An 18,612-nucleotide genomic window follows, 5' to 3' on the forward strand; every position below is an offset into this window, starting at 1 on the left:
CAGATACCTTACGGCGCCGTGGGGGCGCTCATCCAAGCGGTTTTCTTGACCACAGTGCTGCCGCCAGCGGACGCCAGCGTCACGGTGCCAGCCGCTTGGTTGTCGGTCACACTGTTGATGTAAGAAGACAGGTCAACGGTGATGTCAGCGGTGCCGCCATCGTTGTCGGTCAGTACAAGTTGACCTGCGCCGTTAATGCTGGCGCCATTCACATAGACATCGGTGGTCAGCGCAGACAGATCAATAGTCGTCGGGGCGCCGTTGTGGTCGGTGAAAGTCAGGATATTGGTGCCAGCGTTATAGGCCAGAGTGGCGGCGTCCACGGCCGCCTCAACGGCCGCCTTGTTCAAAAACACGCCATCATCGGTGCCGTTGGTCAGCAGGTTCCCTGCATCCGCGGAAATGGCCGCGATCAGCTTTTTCAGTTCAGTAACGGTTTCGACATAGTAGTCGCCGCTGTCGCCGTCGCCTGGGGTGCCACCACGGTTAAGGGGCAGTCGGTCTGTAAGTTGAAACGCCATCGTTCAGATCCTCACGGTGCAGTTGGTAGAGACATGAACCCAGCCGCCTTGCCGCCCCAGTGAACGCACTTCCAATCAGCGCCAGCACCAAGGACGAACAGCCAAGTTTCGCCAGTAGAGATTTTGAAATTGGGGTTGCCCCCGTTGATCGTGGTGCCACCCGCAGGGGCAACCATCACTACGCCGCCAAATGCTGTGACCAAGACCTCATCAGCACTGGCGGGGGCCGAGGGCAACAGCATGCTGCCCGCCGACATCATTTTGACTCGCTCACCTACCGCAGCATTGGTGCTGCCGAAGGTGACACGGGTGTATTGTGTAACATCCTCTTTCTTGAGGAAATATCGACCATCCGAGCCAGTCGATAGGAGGTTGCCGGCGTCGCTTGAGGGCGGCGCGGGCGCGGTGGAGGCGAGGTTCGCACGAAACTCTTTTCCATCCACCAGCGTCAAGACCAGATGATTGCCATCGACCCTGACGTTTTCGACCTCTGCGCTGTCCTGCATCGGCGGAAATATACTTCCGCCGACGATGTTTTGAGCCACTGCCATCAAATAGATCGCTTACGGCTTGTCGCCAATTGCTGTCCAGTTGAGTTGCGCACTATTCACATCGTCGTCGCGATCAACTTGAAACTGCGTCGTGGTTTTGCTGCCGGATACAATCCAATAGGTGAAGTCTACATCACCTCCAGATGAAATGGCGATGCCGGGGGAGCCTACGCTTTCAAGTGCGAAGCTGAGTGAGTAGTTTGCGTTCGCGAAGGGTTGAGGCAGAGCAATGGTATCCGCGCTGTCGCTACCCGGCTGAATGCCCCACTGGATGCGCTTATTGCCAATATCCAGATAGTTGTTCTGATCATGAACAACGGTTGCTTCGCTTTCTGGGATCACAACTTGCTGGGCGCGTTTTGCCACCATTTTAACCCGAGTAGGTGTGGCCCAATTCCGCAGGTCGATCACTAGGCCGTCGGTTGTCATATCTGCGATGCTGAACGCCGCCTTATAGTCCGCGTTTTGTATGCCGTCTACAGCGTGGAAAAACCCGCCAGTCTTCAAGTCTTCAACTCGAACGCTGACTTCTTGGAAGTAAAATGTGGAGCCGACGTGACCTTCAAAATAGACAGTCACTTCCTGAAATTCGGGCGATAGCGTATTCCAGACTTTGCCCGTCGCGACGGTCCCGCCATTGGCTACATCGGTCCAATCTAGGACAATCTCAGTCACTGCTTGACTGGTGGTGCTGGGCGCCGGATCTGCCGCCTTTTCCGGCTCAAACAGACCTACGGACCATTCACCAACGCCAGCGTCAACAATGATTGCCATGCCGCCTGTCGTAGGAATGTCAAAGGTGCCGTCTGTCACGCCATTCAGCTTCTGGCCGGAAGGCACGGAAATGGTTGTATCTGTGGCTTCGATGGTGGCGCCAGCATTATACTTAAACTCAACAGCAAGCTGCTGCCCGGCAACCGGCGAGCCATTCGGCCCGATAACATCAAATCCGGTGAAGGGTGCTGGGTTTGTGTTTGTGGTCCGCATCTCGAAGATCGGCCCCGTGACTTTCACATACTCAATCACCATCGTGTAGGTCTGACCCTGAACAGTATCCCACTCCCCCGGCGAAGCCCCGCCGCCAAGCGATGATGCAAGGTATCGTGTGCTTCCAAAATTACCGTTGCTGCTTTGCGAAATCAGGGTGCCGCCAGTCCCTTCGCCTTCATAAAGCGATACCTGAAACGTATTGCTGCTGGCACCCGGGCTATTTCCTGCGTCCTCATCACCATAAATCTCCATAGTGATGACGCGACCTGTGTATTCAGCCACGAAAGACTGAATGATCGTCTGACCGTTTGCGTTCAACGTGATGTCGGACGCGGGATCAAATGGCGTTGGCGATCCACTATTAACCGACGCGCCGCCATTCGCGGGGATACCCTCCCCATCACCGGAGGTCACAATTCGCACTTCTTGAGAACCCACAGCATCAGGCAGAGTGATCGAATACGACGCATCGTCGTTGTGGTCGAGCCGGTAAACGCCCTCACGAGCAAGGGTTTCGGATACAGCGGTATTGCCGCGCGGGGTGAGGGAGCGCGTTTCTACACGCGACACGTTGCCGGAGGCGTCCACATGCCATGCGTGCGTCACTGGATCTGTGGCGGTGTCGGTGCCGGTGTAGTATGCCAGCACATCCACTGCCGCGCCAATGGCGGTGATCGCCTCTGCATCTGTTGGCTGTAGGCGAGTGTCGGGGTCAACGGTCGTGTTGCTCAAAAACACGCGGTCTTTTGCGGAGGTGGTCGGCTCCAGAATACGGGTCAATTTCCCGTTGGTTGGATCGGACAGCCACGCATAGGTGGCATCATTGGTACTGTCATCTGTCCCGTTGTAATAGAAAACGCGGTCATAGTTTGCCGCACCACCAGCATTCACAACGGCCTGAGCTTCTGCATCTGTCGGCGCCCCAGACGCGCTGGGGTTCATCCCAGAGTTAGGGATGAAGACGCGGGTTTTCCCTGCGGCCTTGACGTGCGTCAGAGATGTTTGCCAGCCAGCGGGGAGAGGTGGTGTGTCGTAATATTCAAACCAGCGCACCCCATCATCGTAGGCTTCAACATGGATGTCGCCTTCTTTGGCACCAGTTGGCGCATTTGCGGGAACCGCCCCCAAGTTTGATCCCGCTGCATTATGAAAGGTAATTTTGCGGTCTTCCGGCACAAACAACTTGCCGTCAGAACCTTTAACCAGATCATTGTCTGCGTCTACAGAGATCAGGTCATCAGGGTCCAACATGTGCAGGCCGTCTGATCCAGCCTTAAGCAACTGCTCTGCATCGCCAGACGGCGCCTGTGCTGGGTGCTTATGGTCCTCACGGGCATATCGCGCCACGGTGCCCACGGCGCCGGCAGCGTCGTCAGATGCAGGACTAATGCCCGTGGCCGGAGACACTGCCGCCATGCCGGTGAACGACGCGGAAACTGCCCACGAACCATTGGTGCGAGTAAACCAACGCGCGCCATCATCGTAGACCTCAAGGTGGACATCGCCGTCGTCTGGCGATGCAGGTGCCGACAGAGGGGCAAGCCCCATGTCATTTCCTGCCGCATCCGCAACAGTCAGGTTCATGTCCACAGTGGCCGTCGGCACGGGCTGCCAATTGCCGGACGGGTCAACAAAAAACGCGGCGCCGGTGGCAATGTTCACGCCCCATTCAGTACCCGCTGGCGCGGCACCCGTCAGGTTGGTGGTGGATCGTACCACCTCATCTGGGATGGTGACGAAATGCAGGCCGTCAGTGCCCACGGTGATTGCGTTGTTGGCATCGCCAGACGGCGCCTGCGCCGCGTGTTTGTGGTCGGCGTGCGCGGCATTGGTGGATGATCCGCCGGCGCCGGTAGCGTCGTCGGCTGCCGTAGTGGCTGCACCAAAAGTGGTTTGCAGGCCAGACAGATCCACGGTGACATCGCTTGTGTCGTCGCGGGTCAGGGTCAGGGTTACCCCTGTCAGTGAGGCGGAGGTGATGCGCGCCAGATTGGTGTCGTCCATCAACGATGCGACGTTCACGGTAATGACGCTTCCATCGTTGGCGGTCAGCGTCAGCGTGTTGCCCGACAGGGCGCCAGAGGCAAGGCCGGTGGTACCGCCACCTGCCCCGCCCGCCAACGGGTCGGCCTGATCGGGAATGATGTCAACGGGGATGAGGTTAGTGTCAGCCATCGGTAAATCCTCGCTTACTGTTCGCTGCCACGGCGGGCCATCGCCATGTAGACGGCCTCATCAGCGGGGTCTTTGGTGAGAATGCGCAGACGCACGTAGTCGCCCAGTTCGGCCATGACCATGTTTTTGGCGTAGTCGGGGCCGGTGATGGTGGTCAGGACGCGCGCCTGATCGTCGTCCTCATAGGACTGCTTGGTTTCGATCACGACGCTGGAAGCGATAGAGCCTGCGTCACAGCGGTAGTGCGCCACCTCGCGGCTCTGTGCGCTCTGGTCGGTTTCATAGCGCGTTCCGTTGATGGTCGCGCCGTAGACAGCAAAGGTCACTTCGCCGTCGCCAAGGGGCATCCATGCGGTTGCATCACCAGCGGCGTTACCAACAGCCACATCACGCACAACGGGCTTTGCCGAGGTGCCTTTCTTTTCGGACTTGGAATACACCACAGTCATGACAATTCTCCTGAATTTTGGGGGATCAGTACGGGTCGTCCACGATCAGCTGGATGGCATATTGGCCGCTGTTGAGCGACAAGCATTCGACGGCATAGAAGCCGTAGCCGGCCGCCCCGTCGCTTTCATCGACAATTGAGACCAAGCCCTGCGCCATCACAGTGTCATAACGGGCGACTTCGATGCGCTCTGCATCTGTGATGTCTTCCCATCGCTTGAACACCACGGCAAATTCGGCGTCGATGGTGCCGTCTGTGATTAGCTGAACGCGCTTCTTGCTGCCCATTGCTCCGGTCAATCCGGCGACGTCTGCCCACGGACCCCCGATATTGGCGGCAATGATTTTTTCGGATCGCACAATGACGCCCTGACGGATGCGGCGGATACCGACGCGCAGGATCTCATCCTTGCGGTCAGTGCGGGTTCCTGTGGCGAAGCCGTTTTTGCGGGTCACATCCTCACTGATACCGACGCCGACAAATGGCGTCACATCGCCCACGGCGTCGATAACGGCCACCACGCGCTGTGGGCCGGCTTCATAATATTGGACTGTCATGGATGTTCTCCAAAAGAAAACCCCCGCCTACGTTTTCACGCGGGCGGGGGTTCGTTGTAAACCAAAAGAAACCAAATCTTCCGATGATTAACTTCTGCCCAATATGCCGGAAAAAATCAAGCCTTTTGGATCATGTTATTATCTAAATCCGATCCATTATTGTCTTTTGAAGCAAATCAAAAGGCGCCGTTCCTACACGGCATGCGGGCATTACCCCCTCTTGCTCGATCACCAGCGTTGGGATCTCATGGATGTGATTGTGGATTGCGGCAATCGGCTCCCCTGCCAGATCAACGATGTTGAGTTCGATACCGGCTGTGTCCGCGATGCGCTTAACGTTGGTCACGAATGCCTCAATGTCTGGTTCGGAATTGCCGTGCGTGAACAGTTTCAGACTGATGGCCATGCCAAATTATCCCCCGATTGACTTGAACGACTTTTGACACGACTTTTGACACGAAAAATGAAAATTTACCAAATTATATTTAAGACACCATGTCTTTTAAGCGGTTGTTTTAATTGGTCAATTTGTCCATTTTTCGCCAAATCTAAACATCAAGTACGCATCCCTGTCTCTCCGCCATTATCTTTTTATTGATAGAAAACCCCTCTAACACCTTGAATGGTAAGGTGGTTTTTGGTGTTCGAAGTCCGTTTTCACGTGAGTATGAAATCCGATCTGCAAAGGCCAATCGTAGCACGTTCTTACGCCCTAGCAGATTTTCACTTTCCCAGAGTTTCCAAGGGTTTGAGAGGAATTGCATGGCGTGTTCGAACAATTGTTCAAAGGTATGCGCCTTTGCTGGCTGTTTTTCCAGTTTTTCGTCTAAAATCAACTTCGTGCGCTCCATCTTTTCGATGCGTTTTTCATAGGCTGTGATGATTGTAGGACTATCCGCCTCGACGATGCGGTCCATGAACGCTTCAATCTGCTTCGTGAGTTGATCACGTTCATTGCGCAATATGCGCCTGTTCGCTTCGGCCTGTGCCGAGCGTTGAGACCATGCATCTTTGAACATGCCCTTAGCATAGGCAAAGATGCCCTCAGAGGGGGCAAGACCCTGCATCAAAGTCGCAAACTCCCCTTCCAGAACATCGCGACGGATCGACTTGCGGTAGCTTGGACAGCCTTTGGCATGGCAGAGATAATAAGGATGTTTCTTTCCTGATTTGCTGGTGGACCAGCAGGCGGTCAAAGGCGTGCCGCAGTCGTCACAGCAGACAAAACCACGCAAAGGGAAATCGGCATTGATATCCTTGCGTGCGGGCGCTCGTGCGCCTTCCTTGATGCGTTGCTGGATTGTCTCGTAGGTCTCAAGCGAAATCAGCCCTTCATGATGGCCTTTGCGCAAAGACACATCCCAATCGGGAATTTCAATATAGCCTGCAAAGTGAATGCGGGTCATGAGGCGGATCACCCGCTCAAACCGAATGGTGCCATCGTCGAAGTCTTTAGGAAAGATCGGCTGGCTTTCCAGAAACCGTTTCACCTCGGCCTGTGTCTCAAATCTGCGGGAAGCAAAGCCTTCTAAAGCCTCCTGAATAATGGAGGCCATGGGTTCATCGCGCACCAGCATATTCCCGTGTCCAGAAACACGCTGGAATTTATATCCAATCGGGGCGCGGAACACCCAGTACCCGTTGAGCGCACGTCCCCGCATACGGTTTTTCGTCTGCTCACCGTTTTTCTGGCGTTGATGTTGCGATACCGAGGCCAGCAGGTTCTCCACCAAAATGCTGTCGCTGTCCTCGCCAAACTCAATTGACGGGCTTTCCAATTTGCCCCCTGCTTCCGCCAACATGGCACGAAGCTGCCAATGTCCAACAACGTCCCGCGCGAAACGGTTGATGTCATCAATGATCACGACGCTGGTTTCAGATTGCTTAGACAGGAAGTCTAGCAAGGCCATCATGGCTGGGCGGTCTGCATCGCCGCCCGATTTGTTATCTTGAAAGACTTCCACGACCTCATAGCCCTTGAAGCGGGCGTATTCCCGACATCGGCTTTCTTGCGAAGCGAGGCCGTCGCCCTTCTTCAATTGTGCCAGACTGGACACACGCGCATAGATGACTGCTCTTTGGTTTGCTTCCATTATCGACTCCTTTCTTGATGCGCGTCCCCATCTGGACGCGCGGCGTTTTCAAATGTTGTTTTGGTATGGGATGAGTTTACCACATCACCCTTGGGCAATTCAGGCAAACTCACCTCTTGTCCACAGGCTTGCTGGACTGGGTGAATGCCAAATCCCAGATCGACGAAGCTGACCATGATCGTCCACAGCGCCTCAATCAACTCGCGTTTATGTTCTTCTGAAATGTCTTCATTCTCAAAGAACGGCAGATAGGCATCCCAATCAATCGTCAGCGCAGGTGGTGCGGTCTCGGGGTTAAATTCTGGGGGTGTCTCGGTCATAGCCTGTCTCTTTCTGCCGTCTGGCGTTTCTCTGATTTTTAGGTCTCCTTTTAATCCCTCACTACGAGAGAACATAAGTGGAACACTATGGGATATTATTCCCAAGACCCAAAGCTCGAATGTTCTGGCTTCGTGATCTGGATACCCTAGAATAACCGTGTATTGGCCGTAGGTTGCGGGTAAAATCGGGTAGTTTTTAGGCAAGGATTTTGATGTGAATATTAATTGGAAGACAGCCACTAAAGCCGACCGCGCTGCCCTTTACCTCGTGGCTCGCGCGATTGCAGACGCCGCCAACACGAGTGTGGAAGCCATTATGGAGCAAGCCTTCGGACACGAATTGGTGGCCGGAACGGACTATCTATCTAATTTCCGAAGCGGAACAATTGGACGACCCAAGGCCAAGCTCATCCATGCATGGATCGCCGAACATCATCTATCAGCAGCGAACGCGGTCGATCCCAATTTATTTCCTAAACCGCATACGAATGCATGGGATGAACATCTCAACCAAAATGCGATAAGTGGTAGATTGAAGCTGGTGAGGTTTTCACAATCGTCGTTTGGGTTAGTGGAACGTGCCCGCGAGACTACCGCATCAGATGAGACGATTAAGTTAGGTGAACCGTTCTGTTTACAGCTTAGTTGCGTAGATGCTGGATATTCGGCTGCCTTCCAAATCTACGCTGGAAAGTGGCACAGCCTTCCGCTTGTCTCTGATGGCAGCCTGACGATCCAGCTTGAGGCCGGAGACCAACTTCTACCCATCGCTGCAGACGCTAAACCAGACCCGATTGTAGAGCGCCATGACGCTGGGCCACATAAGTTCGTGGTCTTGATCGCACCAGAGCGCGACGCTTTGCCAAAACGAGATGAGGTTCCGTCTGCGTCTGACAATTGTGAATGGCATCTTCTAAGTGTTCAGGTGGATGCTAAGTAATTCGGCAAAAGCGGCAGCAAAAGTTCATTCACAGACTTAAGGCTCGCCCATTCCTGCGCCCCGGATGTTATCAGGGCATCCCATCGCCGCAACTTGGCGTTTGCAATGTCGGCAAAGAACGCTTCAGGCGACCCAAGGTCGGCGGTGATGGCTTCGGCTCCCGCTGCCTTGGCCAGAGAGACTGCATCAAAATATGCAGGCAAGATCACGTCTTTGCTGAACGCTTGTATCTGTTGTTCGGGAGGCAACGGCGCACCGTTCACTTGCGTTGGGATCGCCCACATTTCGCCGACATGACCAAGCAGTTGAAAAATGCGCGTGGCCGCCTTTGGATGGGTGATGAGATCAGCTTCACGACCGGCGCCGGCTTGCTCTATTAGAACAATGGCGGCTGTAATACTGGCGACGAGTTCGCGCAGTTCACTCGCATCCAACTCATCGAATGAACCCAGCATCATTTCCATTGCATCATGATCGGCTTGCAGTTCAAGGCATGGTGCGATCTTTGGCCAATCATCTTGAGGCAGGGTGTTGAGGCATACGGGTTGCGCCTCAGCACGGGCTACGAGATTGAGGGTAGGCACGCCCCGCATCATCTCAAAATGCCCAAGATCAGCGTGATGCAATTCATGTAGGATCAGCCATTGCAGAGCGGTTTCTAGATTGAATGTGACTGATGTCTCAGCTTGCAATTCCTCCAGAGCGGTTAGGCAACCTGTCGAAACCTGCACAACCAAGTCAGGTGTCTGCGTCACCGAAGAAAAGAAACCAACGTGGCCCACGATGTTCAAAACTGGGTCTTGTGCCCAAGGTTGATCAAAACATTCCTGTATTCGAGCCATAGATCTTGTAAAGGCACGCTCAATCACTTGATTTATGATCATTGATGTTGACTGAAGAATTCCTCCACTGAGCCAACAAATGTGTCGTCCAGTGCCTTACTCTTTGAGAACTGCATGGGCACCACGCCGCTACAGATCAAACAAGAAACGATCTCTGGATTTTCTTTGCCACAGAATTTCGCAATTTTTGTAGTATTTTCCTTGGCGAGATTAACGCGATCAAGGTGTTTTCTAAGTTTATCTTTCTTACCTTCGCCTTGATAATCAGAGAGTTGGGCTGCAATCTCGGAATAGTTTCGCGCAGCAGACAAATCCTTGCATTCCATAAGATACACTTTGTTTGCGGTATCATTCCAAGCCAGCACATCTACATCGCCATAGTTTTTGTCCAACTTTGTGTTCAAAATCTCTTCTAGCTTGATCTCTTTGCGAACATGCCATCCTTGGTCAGCAACTTTCTGTGCCACTCCTTCATTGAAGGTATGACCTTCGCTTGCCACACCCCACCAGTCATTTCGCATTTTGGGAGTTTTGAAAAAGTCTTGATCCAAGGAGCCATTGAAAGCCCCATCAAATACATAAGCAAAGCCACGACGCAAAATAGTTGGCGCAATCACAGCCTTTTCAAATCCGTCTACATCCATTCCCAAGATTGGACGTGTAACAATTGACAGCCTTCGGCCATACTTCCAAGGATAGATATCCTTTAAGTGATAACCGTCCGGAGTGGTCTCCCAATTGTCACGAGACGGCAACAAGAAGGCTGACCAAAATGCCCTAGCTACGGCTTCCGATACTTGGCCTGAGACCACGTTCTCAACGAATTCACCTTCAGTTAGCTCCAAAACCAAGCTCCCCTCACTGAGACCAATGTCTTCTAAAGCGCCTATTATGTTTCTGGCTTCATCCAAGTTGAATCCGAATTCGTCTGTCCAAATTTTCCAAAAGTCAGCATCGATCTTGCTCTCAGTTTCAGGGACTATTTCGGCCTCATCGTAGTTTTTGGCTTGCTTCGCTGATGCCGCAACAAAGTTCTCGCCTACGACCCTTTCCAGCATGGGTTCGACCACAAAATTTCCAAAGTCGTCTTCAACTAGAACATCTCCTAGAGGTGAGATTTTCAGCTCTGGTTTCAGAGCGTTGAAGCGTATTGCGTCAGAAAGGCCTCCAAAGCGCACTATCAAAGCAATTTTTGCAATTAGGTGTTCTAGTTCGATGTCTGAGATTTGCTCATCGCCATTCTTGGGGCAAACGCAAATCGCCATCTCAATGAGTATTCGACAGGCGACACTAGCACCGACACATTGCGAATTGTGCTCTACAAATTTTGCTAAAGTGCTGGGAGTATTTCCATTCAGACCAAGTATGGCCGCGGATGTGCGCCTCCATTGTGCGGAACTCTCCTCAGCCTTGAGCGTGTTGTAAAGCAATCGATGAATGAGAGGCCGACGTTCAAATTTTTTTAAGGCACCTTTTACATCTTCAATCAGTTCGTCGACCAATGAGGCAAGGAATTTACAACACTCGCTTACGCCAGAGACATTCCCATCCTGCGAGACACCTTTACCACGCCAGCCAAGACCGATCTTGGTCGCTGCATCAGGAATTTTTTCGATAGTTATGACGTCTTTTGGAAGATCGTGTCGAAGAAAATCACCAAAATTTTGGGCCACGAACAGATGGAAGCAACGAGCATCCTCGTTGGGAACTATTTCATCTAAAAGCTCTCCCAATCGGAGAGGTGAAGCTTGATCACTTGAGTATGAAAGAACCGCATCTAAAATCGTCCTGACAATGGTTGCTTCGGCCACGTTTTCAGATGACCTGAAACCGAGCAGAAATCCACTTCCAAATGTTATTTCGATCTTGTTGTTAGCCTTATCGGAGCTGACTTTTATTAGTGCTTCCAGATCGAGACGACCAGCCTTCAGAGCGGTGTCCTCTGGTGTTTCGGCATCCAAGAATGCCAACGTAATTTCAATATCGTTTTGGTTCTGCCCATCGCTATCCAACGCGGTTCCAATGCGTCCAAGCCACTCGTTGCACATCTCCCATAGCCGGTATTCTAGATCACGGTCCGTAGTGTTTGGGCAATGCACGCCTAACCAGATGTCGTGATGCCCACGATGCACAGACAAGAGTTTTGCCTGCCTTAAGGCTCGCAGTGAGACGTAAACTTTTTCCTTAGTTTCATTGGACCAGTACGAGTTGGCAAAAAATTTCTTTAGGCCATGCAAGTTACCTTGAACGTCAATGGCAACGTGCTCATCGTACAACGTGTCACCTTCAGCCCTTACATCTCTAAGTAGGTTCGAGGGCATCATCAACTGAAGTGGCCTTCGAGGGCTGATGCGATCTCCATCCAAGGATGCATGTGGAACGAGATGCCCATTATTGGATCGAACCCAGCCAATTAGGTTTGCAATCCCGTTAACATTCCATAGGTTTACACCTGCATCCAACAGTGTGCTTTCTGCTGACAAAAGCTGATATAGATACCGCAAGCTAATTTCTGGCAGCCCACTTAGTCTAATGAGGTCCGATGCGGGAAAATGGGCAAGATGCCAACCGTCATGTCGGAAAGTTATGCTTTCGGTTGCCAAACCTGGCCCCCAGCCGCACCCAACGAGGATGACCAACCCACCTTTTGTCCCTTCTTTGGATTTGAATGAGCTGACTGATTTATCAATATCCTCTTGCAGAACCTTTGCGATCTCACCGTCAGTATCTCTGATTACATCTTTGAAGCGCTTTGAATGGTTTAGTTCTATTTTCGGCAGGAAGAGGTGGAACGTGGCGAAATGGCCCTCATCAAATTGCAGACCGAAAGTTGCGATTTTGACCTGTTCGTGATCTCGCCAAAGAATCGGCGCACCTACTGGGCCTCCCAGTAGAGATGTGCTGCTGATTGCATCAGAAAAGGATTTTGCCAACCTAATACCAAGAGTTGGCAGCTGCTCCATTGCATGACAGAAATCTAGTATATAGCGTCGTATTGTTACCGATATGGCTGTTGGCATGGCTACAAGTAGATTTTCCTCATCGAAAACCATTATCGGGTGCGAAATCAGTGAATTGTCATCGATCTCTTGCGTTCCGATATCCAACAGTTTCTCTGGTGGAATAATGAATGGTCCCAGATCATTCGGGGTAATACCTGCCGCATCCAATTGAGATATTGGTATAAGTGTTCGACTGCGCAGTTCACCTTCAGGAGGAAGAAATTTGCTTTCCAACGTTGCAAATTTCTGTTCGGAACCAAGTGTATATCTCTTAATTCCAGAGTTTTTGCACACCAGCTCGGACACAAAGAGTAGTGCGTGAACGGATTTTTTGACCTGAGAAAAGCTTCCCTCATCTGGCATAGTGTCCAGTATGTCAATCATGCGCTGAGTATTGAAACCAGAGGCTTCCCAAAGCCCTTCAAGCAGACGAAAATTCCCTTTGGGGCTTGTGACTTGAGAAACAAATACGTCCTCAGCAGGGTCTTCACCTAAAACGCTTGGCGATTTACCGATCTCGCGAAACCATCGTGCTGCCTGTCCAATTCGCGGGCGTTTTCTCCCTGCACAGTGGATCGCAGCCAACAAGACCAGAGCCTCAAATCTCAGGTTGTGTGACTGGTACATGGGTACTGTAATTAACCCGCTCAATAATGCCACAGTCATTGATCTGTCGTATTTGGCTAGGTCTCTTACTAGAGGTTTGCTTTTGTGACCAATGTCTTGGAGCGTTACATTTAGGTGCGCCCAATCCATTTGCTCTCCCAGCAATTTCTTAAACTCTTCAGGAACTTGGTCTAAAATATCCAAATTAATCTCTTTCAAAGTCGGCCTGCACGAAATTGGACTTCGGCGTAACTATTCATATTCTAGAGAACTATTGTGCCACAGCTTAAGGTTGAATCTATACTAAAATGTGAAAATCAATCGAGTGTCGCAGCATATACCTCTCTTTAACATTTGGAGTTTGTACTGTCCTGCCTATTAGCGCACAGGCTCAACTATGTTCACTGTCTTCACAAGTTCGTAGGCTATAAAAAATAAAGCATCTTATTGAAAACAAAGGCAGACCGTATTCAAAATCAGAAAAACGCTCTTTTCAGCGTTGCCCCCATATTGTATAGTGAAGACAATCTACAACAATATGTAGGTATATTGAAAAACAAAAAACACGAGGGGGCATTGACATTATGCGGGCATTTATTACCTTTAATTCAGAAGCGAAACAGCTAGAGATCAAGAAGATGGCTAAGCGCAAAAAGCCAACACGTGATCTCCTTCAAAAACCTTGTTGGAAACCGTGCTGGTAAATTGAAAAAAGCCCGACTCTTAAGTCGGGCTTTTTTCACGACAAATTCAATCTGCCCTGTTTGCTGAATTCAAGTAAGACACCATCGGAAAACTCCTTAGTAGGGGCAGGAAGGTGGAATGACGGTCTTTTACGTTTTATTAGATCTACAATGATTTTTTTCCCTTCCGATACCATGGCATCATCATTTTTCATTATTCCAATGTGGAATTTATAGAATCCGACTGTTTCCCAAACTTCATACCAAGGAAATGGATTTCCTTCCGATCCAAGGCTTTTGTGTTTACTTAGTTCAAGAAGTTCATCAGATTGTTTGTCCAATTCAGACATGAACACGTCGCTCTCGCATGCTTCGGTAATCACAAACTTTGCCGCGTTGCTGTAAACAAATTGATTTATCAAATGGACGTATGACCTAAACATTAGAGTTTCGCTTTGCAACGTTCGAAGGATTTCCTCTTTAGAGGAACCCAACGGAGCTACGGATCCTATTCCTCGATGTGCCGCATGAATGGCGTTGCTTATTGCATTAAGCGCAGTAGATTTTTCGATCTCAGAAATCTGAAGTCCATCTAGTTTTTTTTGAAGAATACCCTCGTAAGCTACCCACCAAGTGTATGCAAACTCGTTAAATGACCAAGTAATTGTCGTCGCTTTTGCAATTTCAACTTTTTTGTCCAAATTTGTCTCAATTGGACGTATTATTTTTGTTGAAATTGATGCTTTAATTCCGCTGTAAATTCCGATGCCCAAAACAGCGGTAATTGCTGATGTTATAGCCACTATTTGTGTGACAATTTTAGACACCTCAGATTTTATTTGAATTTCGCGTTCTAGCTCAGAAATTGATTTAGCAAGTTCGGATACCGAGGCATTCAAATCTGTGTTTCCGCCCCCACCGTTCGTTGCATTGGCTAAATCTGGAAACAACACGCAAAATGTTGAAATAGCGATCAATGCAACAGAAATAAAATTTCTCAAATCTAAATTTCCTTTCAAAACTAAGATGTTAAATCTGCATAGGTTGAAACAAACAAATTCAGTCGAATCTTAATCGAACTCTTTAAAAAGCAATAGATGAAATCACACCGCCTTTATACATCATCTCGCTAGAGCGCCGCCGTAAAGTTCTACGAAAGCGCCAAAAAAAACTTGATATCATTCTATGTGAACAAAATAGCTAAACTCTATTCCTGCGGCCATCTTACCTTGATTACCCTTCTTCCGATGTGGGTCATGTGACCCGTTTACGCTGCGATCCCTGCGGGCCATCTTACGGTCTAAGGGTGACCGCAAGTTGTGTGCGGTAGTACCGCACAACTTGACAAGGGGGCTGCTGCGCTCCCCCGTTGTATCCCCCAAAGCTAATAGCTGAGATCGGCATTGAACCCATCCCAGCCATGCAAACATATCGTTGTTTGATCACTCGTCGGGGAGAAGCCATCTCTCCCCAACACCCCATAGGTCAACCGTCCGCCGATTGAAGGCCGCCAGCTTGTCGAAGCTGAACCCGACCAAAGGGCGAGATCGCCGCCCCTTGGAACCCGCTCGCTAGACCTGGAGATTTGCTTCTCCACCAGCACCGAACCATGCACAATCCTTTGGTGATTGATCGCCAATCAGGGGCGCTTGCCTGCCCCCCAATACCCCCTTGGCTCTAGGGCTGCTGCCCTCACGCGGATCAAAGGGTGGGTCCTCGCCATGCTCGGTTCACTGTGCTGCACCTGTGCGTGGCTCTGGTCCTGCGGAACGCACCTTTGCCCCTTGCACCCCGGCCCCTCGGCGGGAGCCAGACGGTTGCATGCACAACCCGTCAGGACAAAGAAACATTCAAACCAGTTATAAAAAAACATCAGAACTAAATGAGTTTTCAGCTTAGTCTCTCATATGTACAGTAATAGGTGTTTTATGGGCCATTTCAAATTTAGATATTGAGGTAATTATGACTGAAGTAGACGATACTAATTCGCGAAAAACAGTTTTTGGATGGTTAGCTGAATCTAAGCCGACAGATTGGCTAACCGTGGGCGTTTCTATCGTAACATTGCTGGTGACGCTTAATGTCGTCAAACCTGCCGCTGACCAAGCCAAAGATAGCGCCAATGAGGCTGTGAAGATCGCAACCGAAACTGGGATCGAAGCTGTTACGGTTGAGGGAGTGAAGAAAGAATATGTTGTGCAACTTGCCAGCTACCAACGCCAAAATTGTTCAATTGCACAGGAAGAATTAAATTCTTATGCTTCGCGCTTTGAAACTAGCCCAGCACTTTTCGAAACCGCAGATAATCGCTTCATCGTCATCGGCGTCGAAGCTGAGAACGAACAAGAGGCCATAGCCATACAGGAACTGGCATTTCAACTTTCTGAGCTTCCTGAGTACAGCAAAGAAAGCCTTGATCAAGCACGGCGTCGCCACGATCCCAATTGGAAAAAAGTTAGCTGCTAGAGCAAATTGCCTGTGACTGGTTCTTACGCTGGTAACGAATTCAACAATTGTATGTTGTCAGAGTGTGTGTAGGAAAATTTAGTGTAATGCTGCGGTCACTGAGGTGACCGCATTCTGCATCTATGCCTTAAAAACCCTGCGTGTCCTCGCGAGACCAGTGCGTTAGGTTTTGGAATATCTCAATCGGTGAAATAAACAACAAAATACCAAGGCTTACAAAGCCCACGCCGATTGTGACTACCGCCAACGTTGTTTCCCAGAAGACGATAATGCTGTCACCGTTGCCAAGAGTGGCTGCAACCGCGCTAACGAATACGCCGACAATTGCATAACGCGATAGAGCCGACAGCTTATTTGGATTTTCAAATTTCTTGTTAAGCGCCAAATAAAGACGGCAGCCAACAAAAAAACTGACGGTGACAGCTATAATTGCGATGAGGGACAGAGCAAGAAGCCCTTGAACAACGCTAAGCGGTGGAATGTCCCCAACGAGAACCCCATAACCCCAGAATGCGAGCCAGCCGCAAATCAGGACAACTAGGTTTAAACGAAGCGCCATCTTTTTAAATTGTTGCCAAGTCATATTTGCGCCTTCCCGACCTAAGTTTGGCGCAGTTTCAAAAGGCTTCCCTTTTGATATTATTGTCATAATTGGATTACGGTGTCACTCTGTGATTGGTTATCCACAGTTTTCTTAGCGTTGAAATCGCTTCAATACGTTGATCCGCGCGGGTTCAAAAGGGAACCCTTTTGAAAAGCCCCAATTCCCCTAAATTCAGGGTTTTTCGAAGATTGCGACGAGGCATAATAGGACGATGGAAGACGTTGATTTCGAGGGTGACACAAAAGGTCGCCGCATTGGTTATGTGCGAGTTTCGGACAAGGACCAGAGCCAAGATTTACAGGTAGATGCGTTGAAGCATGCGGGCTGTGACGTGATCTATGGCGATCTGGGTATGTCTGGTGCGGACGTTACGCGGCGCTCGCTTGAGACCTTGCTACGCGATCTAACCAAGGGTGACACACTTGTCGTTTGGAAATTGGATCGCCTTAGTCGTTCAACGCTGCATTTGCTTGAATTACTCGATGATCTGCGAGTGAACGGCGTGGATTTTATTGCGCTCACACAGGGCATCGACACGACCACCGCCGTGGGGCGTATGGTCTTTGGTCACCTTGCTGTTTTTGCCGAGTTTGAACGTGAACAAATCCGCGAACGCACCAAAGCAGGAATGGCCGCCGCCAAAGCGCGGGGCGTGCATATCGGACGGCCGCGCGCGATTTCTGATGACATGGCGAGATTGATCAAACACCGCCTCGCTATCGGTGAGGCGTCTGTATCGCAGCTGGCCGAAGAGTTGGACATCTCGCAACAGACAATTGTCAGAGCGATGAAAAACATCGAATAGGGGAAAGCTATTCAGGCCAATCAAGATGCATTTTATACTATACGATGCGGGTTGATATGCAGCGGCACATCATCGCCCGCGCGATGGCGACGGGCCTCGTCTCTGACCAGCATTTTTTCTACATATCCTGAAAAGGTTATCATATATGGCTGATCAATGTGGCGGTTCACATCGCATTCCATCGTAAATTGGTCCATGTCTGCGCCAATCGATGCAAGCCAATCGAAATGCTTCCAATGAGATTGAGGAAGCCGAATAGGTTCATCAATGCCAAAGGCATTCTTGACGTTTTTCGCTACCCACTCCCCATCTGGCAAAAAGTCTCTATTTAAAATATTCACCCATATATTTTGTCATGACTACTGACTTAAATCTAGTTTTATCGCGACTTTCCCTTGTCCTTTTTGGCGTTAATATCATGTTGGCGTTCGATTTCTTGCTCCTCCTTTTGCCGCTGTTCTTCGAAAAATTCACCGTCGTATTCCTGAACCGCATCCATGACGGCTTGACGTTCTGGGGTCGCCTCAGGTTGCTTTTCCCAATCGCCGTCTTTGAAATGTGCAACCTCCAATTCGTGACCATATTCTCCCTGTGTCACCACAATTTTGTTTAGGTGCCCGCCTTCATAACCATCTTTAGTCGGATGCTCCGCTCGCCATGCCCTGACACGAAACCCATTAAATTCGCCTTCCAATGTATGATTGCCATTGCGCAATGCATGTTGCCATTCATCATCCGAAGGTTGTTTCTCCGTAGTGGCGGGTTGAGATGGTGTTTGCCACTGATCTTGGGAGCGGGGTGGCGGAAAGAAATTTCCCGTCCCTGAAGGAGTCAGGCTTGGATTTTTTACATTTGCAGGGTCGTGTTTTGGATCGGTGTTGCTGCGAAGGGGTTCGTCATCTTCTTCAAGGTCAATATCGGCTTCAAAAACAATCTCAACTTCAGGTTTTTGAGCCGCCACATTGAACGGCTTTTGGGGACGCTTGTCGTTATCTTGGGCCATGCTTAG

General features: G+C 50.3%; 17 protein-coding genes. 3 read left to right on the plus strand and 14 right to left on the minus strand.

The genetic code is table 11. The features are described 5' to 3' along the window. Positions 1 to 8: 8 nt before the first annotated feature. The 8 genes from MHM86_RS02875 to MHM86_RS02910 form a co-directional block, all read right to left on the minus strand. Complete coding sequence (locus MHM86_RS02875) at positions 9 to 521, minus strand: hypothetical protein (RefSeq protein WP_239195507.1); 513 nt, start codon at positions 519 to 521, stop codon at positions 9 to 11. 11 nt (positions 522 to 532) lie between these two features. Beyond that, on the minus strand, positions 533 to 1,072 hold the full coding sequence (locus MHM86_RS02880) for a hypothetical protein (protein WP_239195509.1): 540 nt from the start codon (positions 1,070 to 1,072) through the stop codon (positions 533 to 535). 12 nt (positions 1,073 to 1,084) lie between these two features. After that, positions 1,085 to 4,237: a hypothetical protein gene (locus MHM86_RS02885; RefSeq protein ID WP_239195510.1), complete on the minus strand. Its 3,153-nt coding sequence runs from the start codon at positions 4,235 to 4,237 to the stop codon at positions 1,085 to 1,087. Between the two features lie 14 nt (positions 4,238 to 4,251). Beyond that, positions 4,252 to 4,686 (minus strand): hypothetical protein, encoded by a 435-nt coding sequence (locus MHM86_RS02890; RefSeq protein ID WP_239195512.1) that lies wholly within the window; start codon positions 4,684 to 4,686, stop codon positions 4,252 to 4,254. A gap of 25 nt (positions 4,687 to 4,711) precedes the next feature. After that, positions 4,712 to 5,242, minus strand: coding sequence for a hypothetical protein (locus MHM86_RS02895; RefSeq protein WP_239195514.1), 531 nt, complete (start codon positions 5,240 to 5,242; stop codon positions 4,712 to 4,714). Positions 5,243 to 5,384: 142 nt separating this feature from the next. After that, positions 5,385 to 5,648 carry a hypothetical protein gene (locus tag MHM86_RS02900; RefSeq protein WP_239195516.1) on the minus strand — a complete coding sequence of 88 codons (264 nt, stop codon included), beginning with the start codon at positions 5,646 to 5,648 and terminating at the stop codon, positions 5,385 to 5,387. A 142-nt stretch (positions 5,649 to 5,790) separates the two neighbouring features. Beyond that, a complete protein-coding gene (locus MHM86_RS02905) occupies positions 5,791 to 7,335 on the minus strand; it encodes a recombinase family protein (RefSeq protein ID WP_239195518.1) in 1,545 nt (514 codons plus the stop codon). Beyond that, the gene (locus tag MHM86_RS02910; RefSeq protein WP_239195520.1) at positions 7,335 to 7,655 is read right to left on the minus strand and encodes a hypothetical protein; all 321 of its coding nucleotides are present in this window, start codon (positions 7,653 to 7,655) and stop codon (positions 7,335 to 7,337) included. Before MHM86_RS02910 ends, MHM86_RS02905 begins: the two co-directional genes overlap by 1 nt. Before the next feature lie 214 nt (positions 7,656 to 7,869). Between MHM86_RS02910 and MHM86_RS02915 the strand changes: the two genes are divergently transcribed. After that, entirely contained in the window at positions 7,870 to 8,595 is a 726-nt protein-coding gene (locus tag MHM86_RS02915) for a hypothetical protein (protein WP_239195522.1), read from the plus strand. Here the strand turns inward: MHM86_RS02915 and MHM86_RS02920 are convergent. The 3 genes from MHM86_RS02920 to MHM86_RS02930 all read right to left on the minus strand — a co-directional run bounded on the left by MHM86_RS02920 (position 8,577) and on the right by MHM86_RS02930 (position 14,729). Beyond that, entirely contained in the window at positions 8,577 to 9,386 is an 810-nt protein-coding gene (locus MHM86_RS02920) for a hypothetical protein (protein ID WP_239195524.1), read from the minus strand. The two genes, MHM86_RS02915 and MHM86_RS02920, sit on opposite strands and share 19 nt — an antisense overlap. An 89-nt stretch (positions 9,387 to 9,475) precedes the next feature. Next, positions 9,476 to 13,249, minus strand: coding sequence for a hypothetical protein (locus MHM86_RS02925; protein ID WP_239195526.1), 3,774 nt, complete (start codon positions 13,247 to 13,249; stop codon positions 9,476 to 9,478). A gap of 535 nt (positions 13,250 to 13,784) precedes the next feature. Beyond that, positions 13,785 to 14,729, minus strand: a complete 945-nt coding sequence (locus tag MHM86_RS02930) for a hypothetical protein (RefSeq protein ID WP_239195527.1) — start codon at positions 14,727 to 14,729, stop codon at positions 13,785 to 13,787. A 961-nt stretch (positions 14,730 to 15,690) separates the two neighbouring features. Between MHM86_RS02930 and MHM86_RS02935 the strand changes: the two genes are divergently transcribed. Then, entirely contained in the window at positions 15,691 to 16,194 is a 504-nt protein-coding gene (locus MHM86_RS02935) for a hypothetical protein (protein WP_239195528.1), read from the plus strand. 127 nt (positions 16,195 to 16,321) lie between these two features. Here MHM86_RS02935 and MHM86_RS02940 read toward each other — a convergent pair whose 3' ends face one another. Further along, positions 16,322 to 16,777 carry a hypothetical protein gene (locus tag MHM86_RS02940; RefSeq protein WP_239195529.1) on the minus strand — a complete coding sequence of 152 codons (456 nt, stop codon included), beginning with the start codon at positions 16,775 to 16,777 and terminating at the stop codon, positions 16,322 to 16,324. Between the two features lie 232 nt (positions 16,778 to 17,009). On the opposite strand from MHM86_RS02940, the gene MHM86_RS02945 reads away from it, so the two are divergent. Next, complete coding sequence (locus tag MHM86_RS02945; protein ID WP_239195530.1) at positions 17,010 to 17,603, plus strand: recombinase family protein; 594 nt, start codon at positions 17,010 to 17,012, stop codon at positions 17,601 to 17,603. A gap of 32 nt (positions 17,604 to 17,635) precedes the next feature. Here the strand turns inward: MHM86_RS02945 and MHM86_RS02950 are convergent, their stop codons facing one another. After that, entirely contained in the window at positions 17,636 to 17,944 is a 309-nt protein-coding gene (locus tag MHM86_RS02950; RefSeq protein ID WP_239195534.1) for a hypothetical protein, read from the minus strand. Between the two features lie 38 nt (positions 17,945 to 17,982). After that, positions 17,983 to 18,606 carry a hypothetical protein gene (locus tag MHM86_RS02955; protein WP_239195536.1) on the minus strand — a complete coding sequence of 208 codons (624 nt, stop codon included), beginning with the start codon at positions 18,604 to 18,606 and terminating at the stop codon, positions 17,983 to 17,985. Between the last annotated feature and the right edge of the window lie 6 nt (positions 18,607 to 18,612).

This window comes from Thalassobius sp. Cn5-15 (genome assembly GCF_022347685.1).
Lineage (GTDB): Bacteria > Pseudomonadota > Alphaproteobacteria > Rhodobacterales > Rhodobacteraceae > Thalassobius.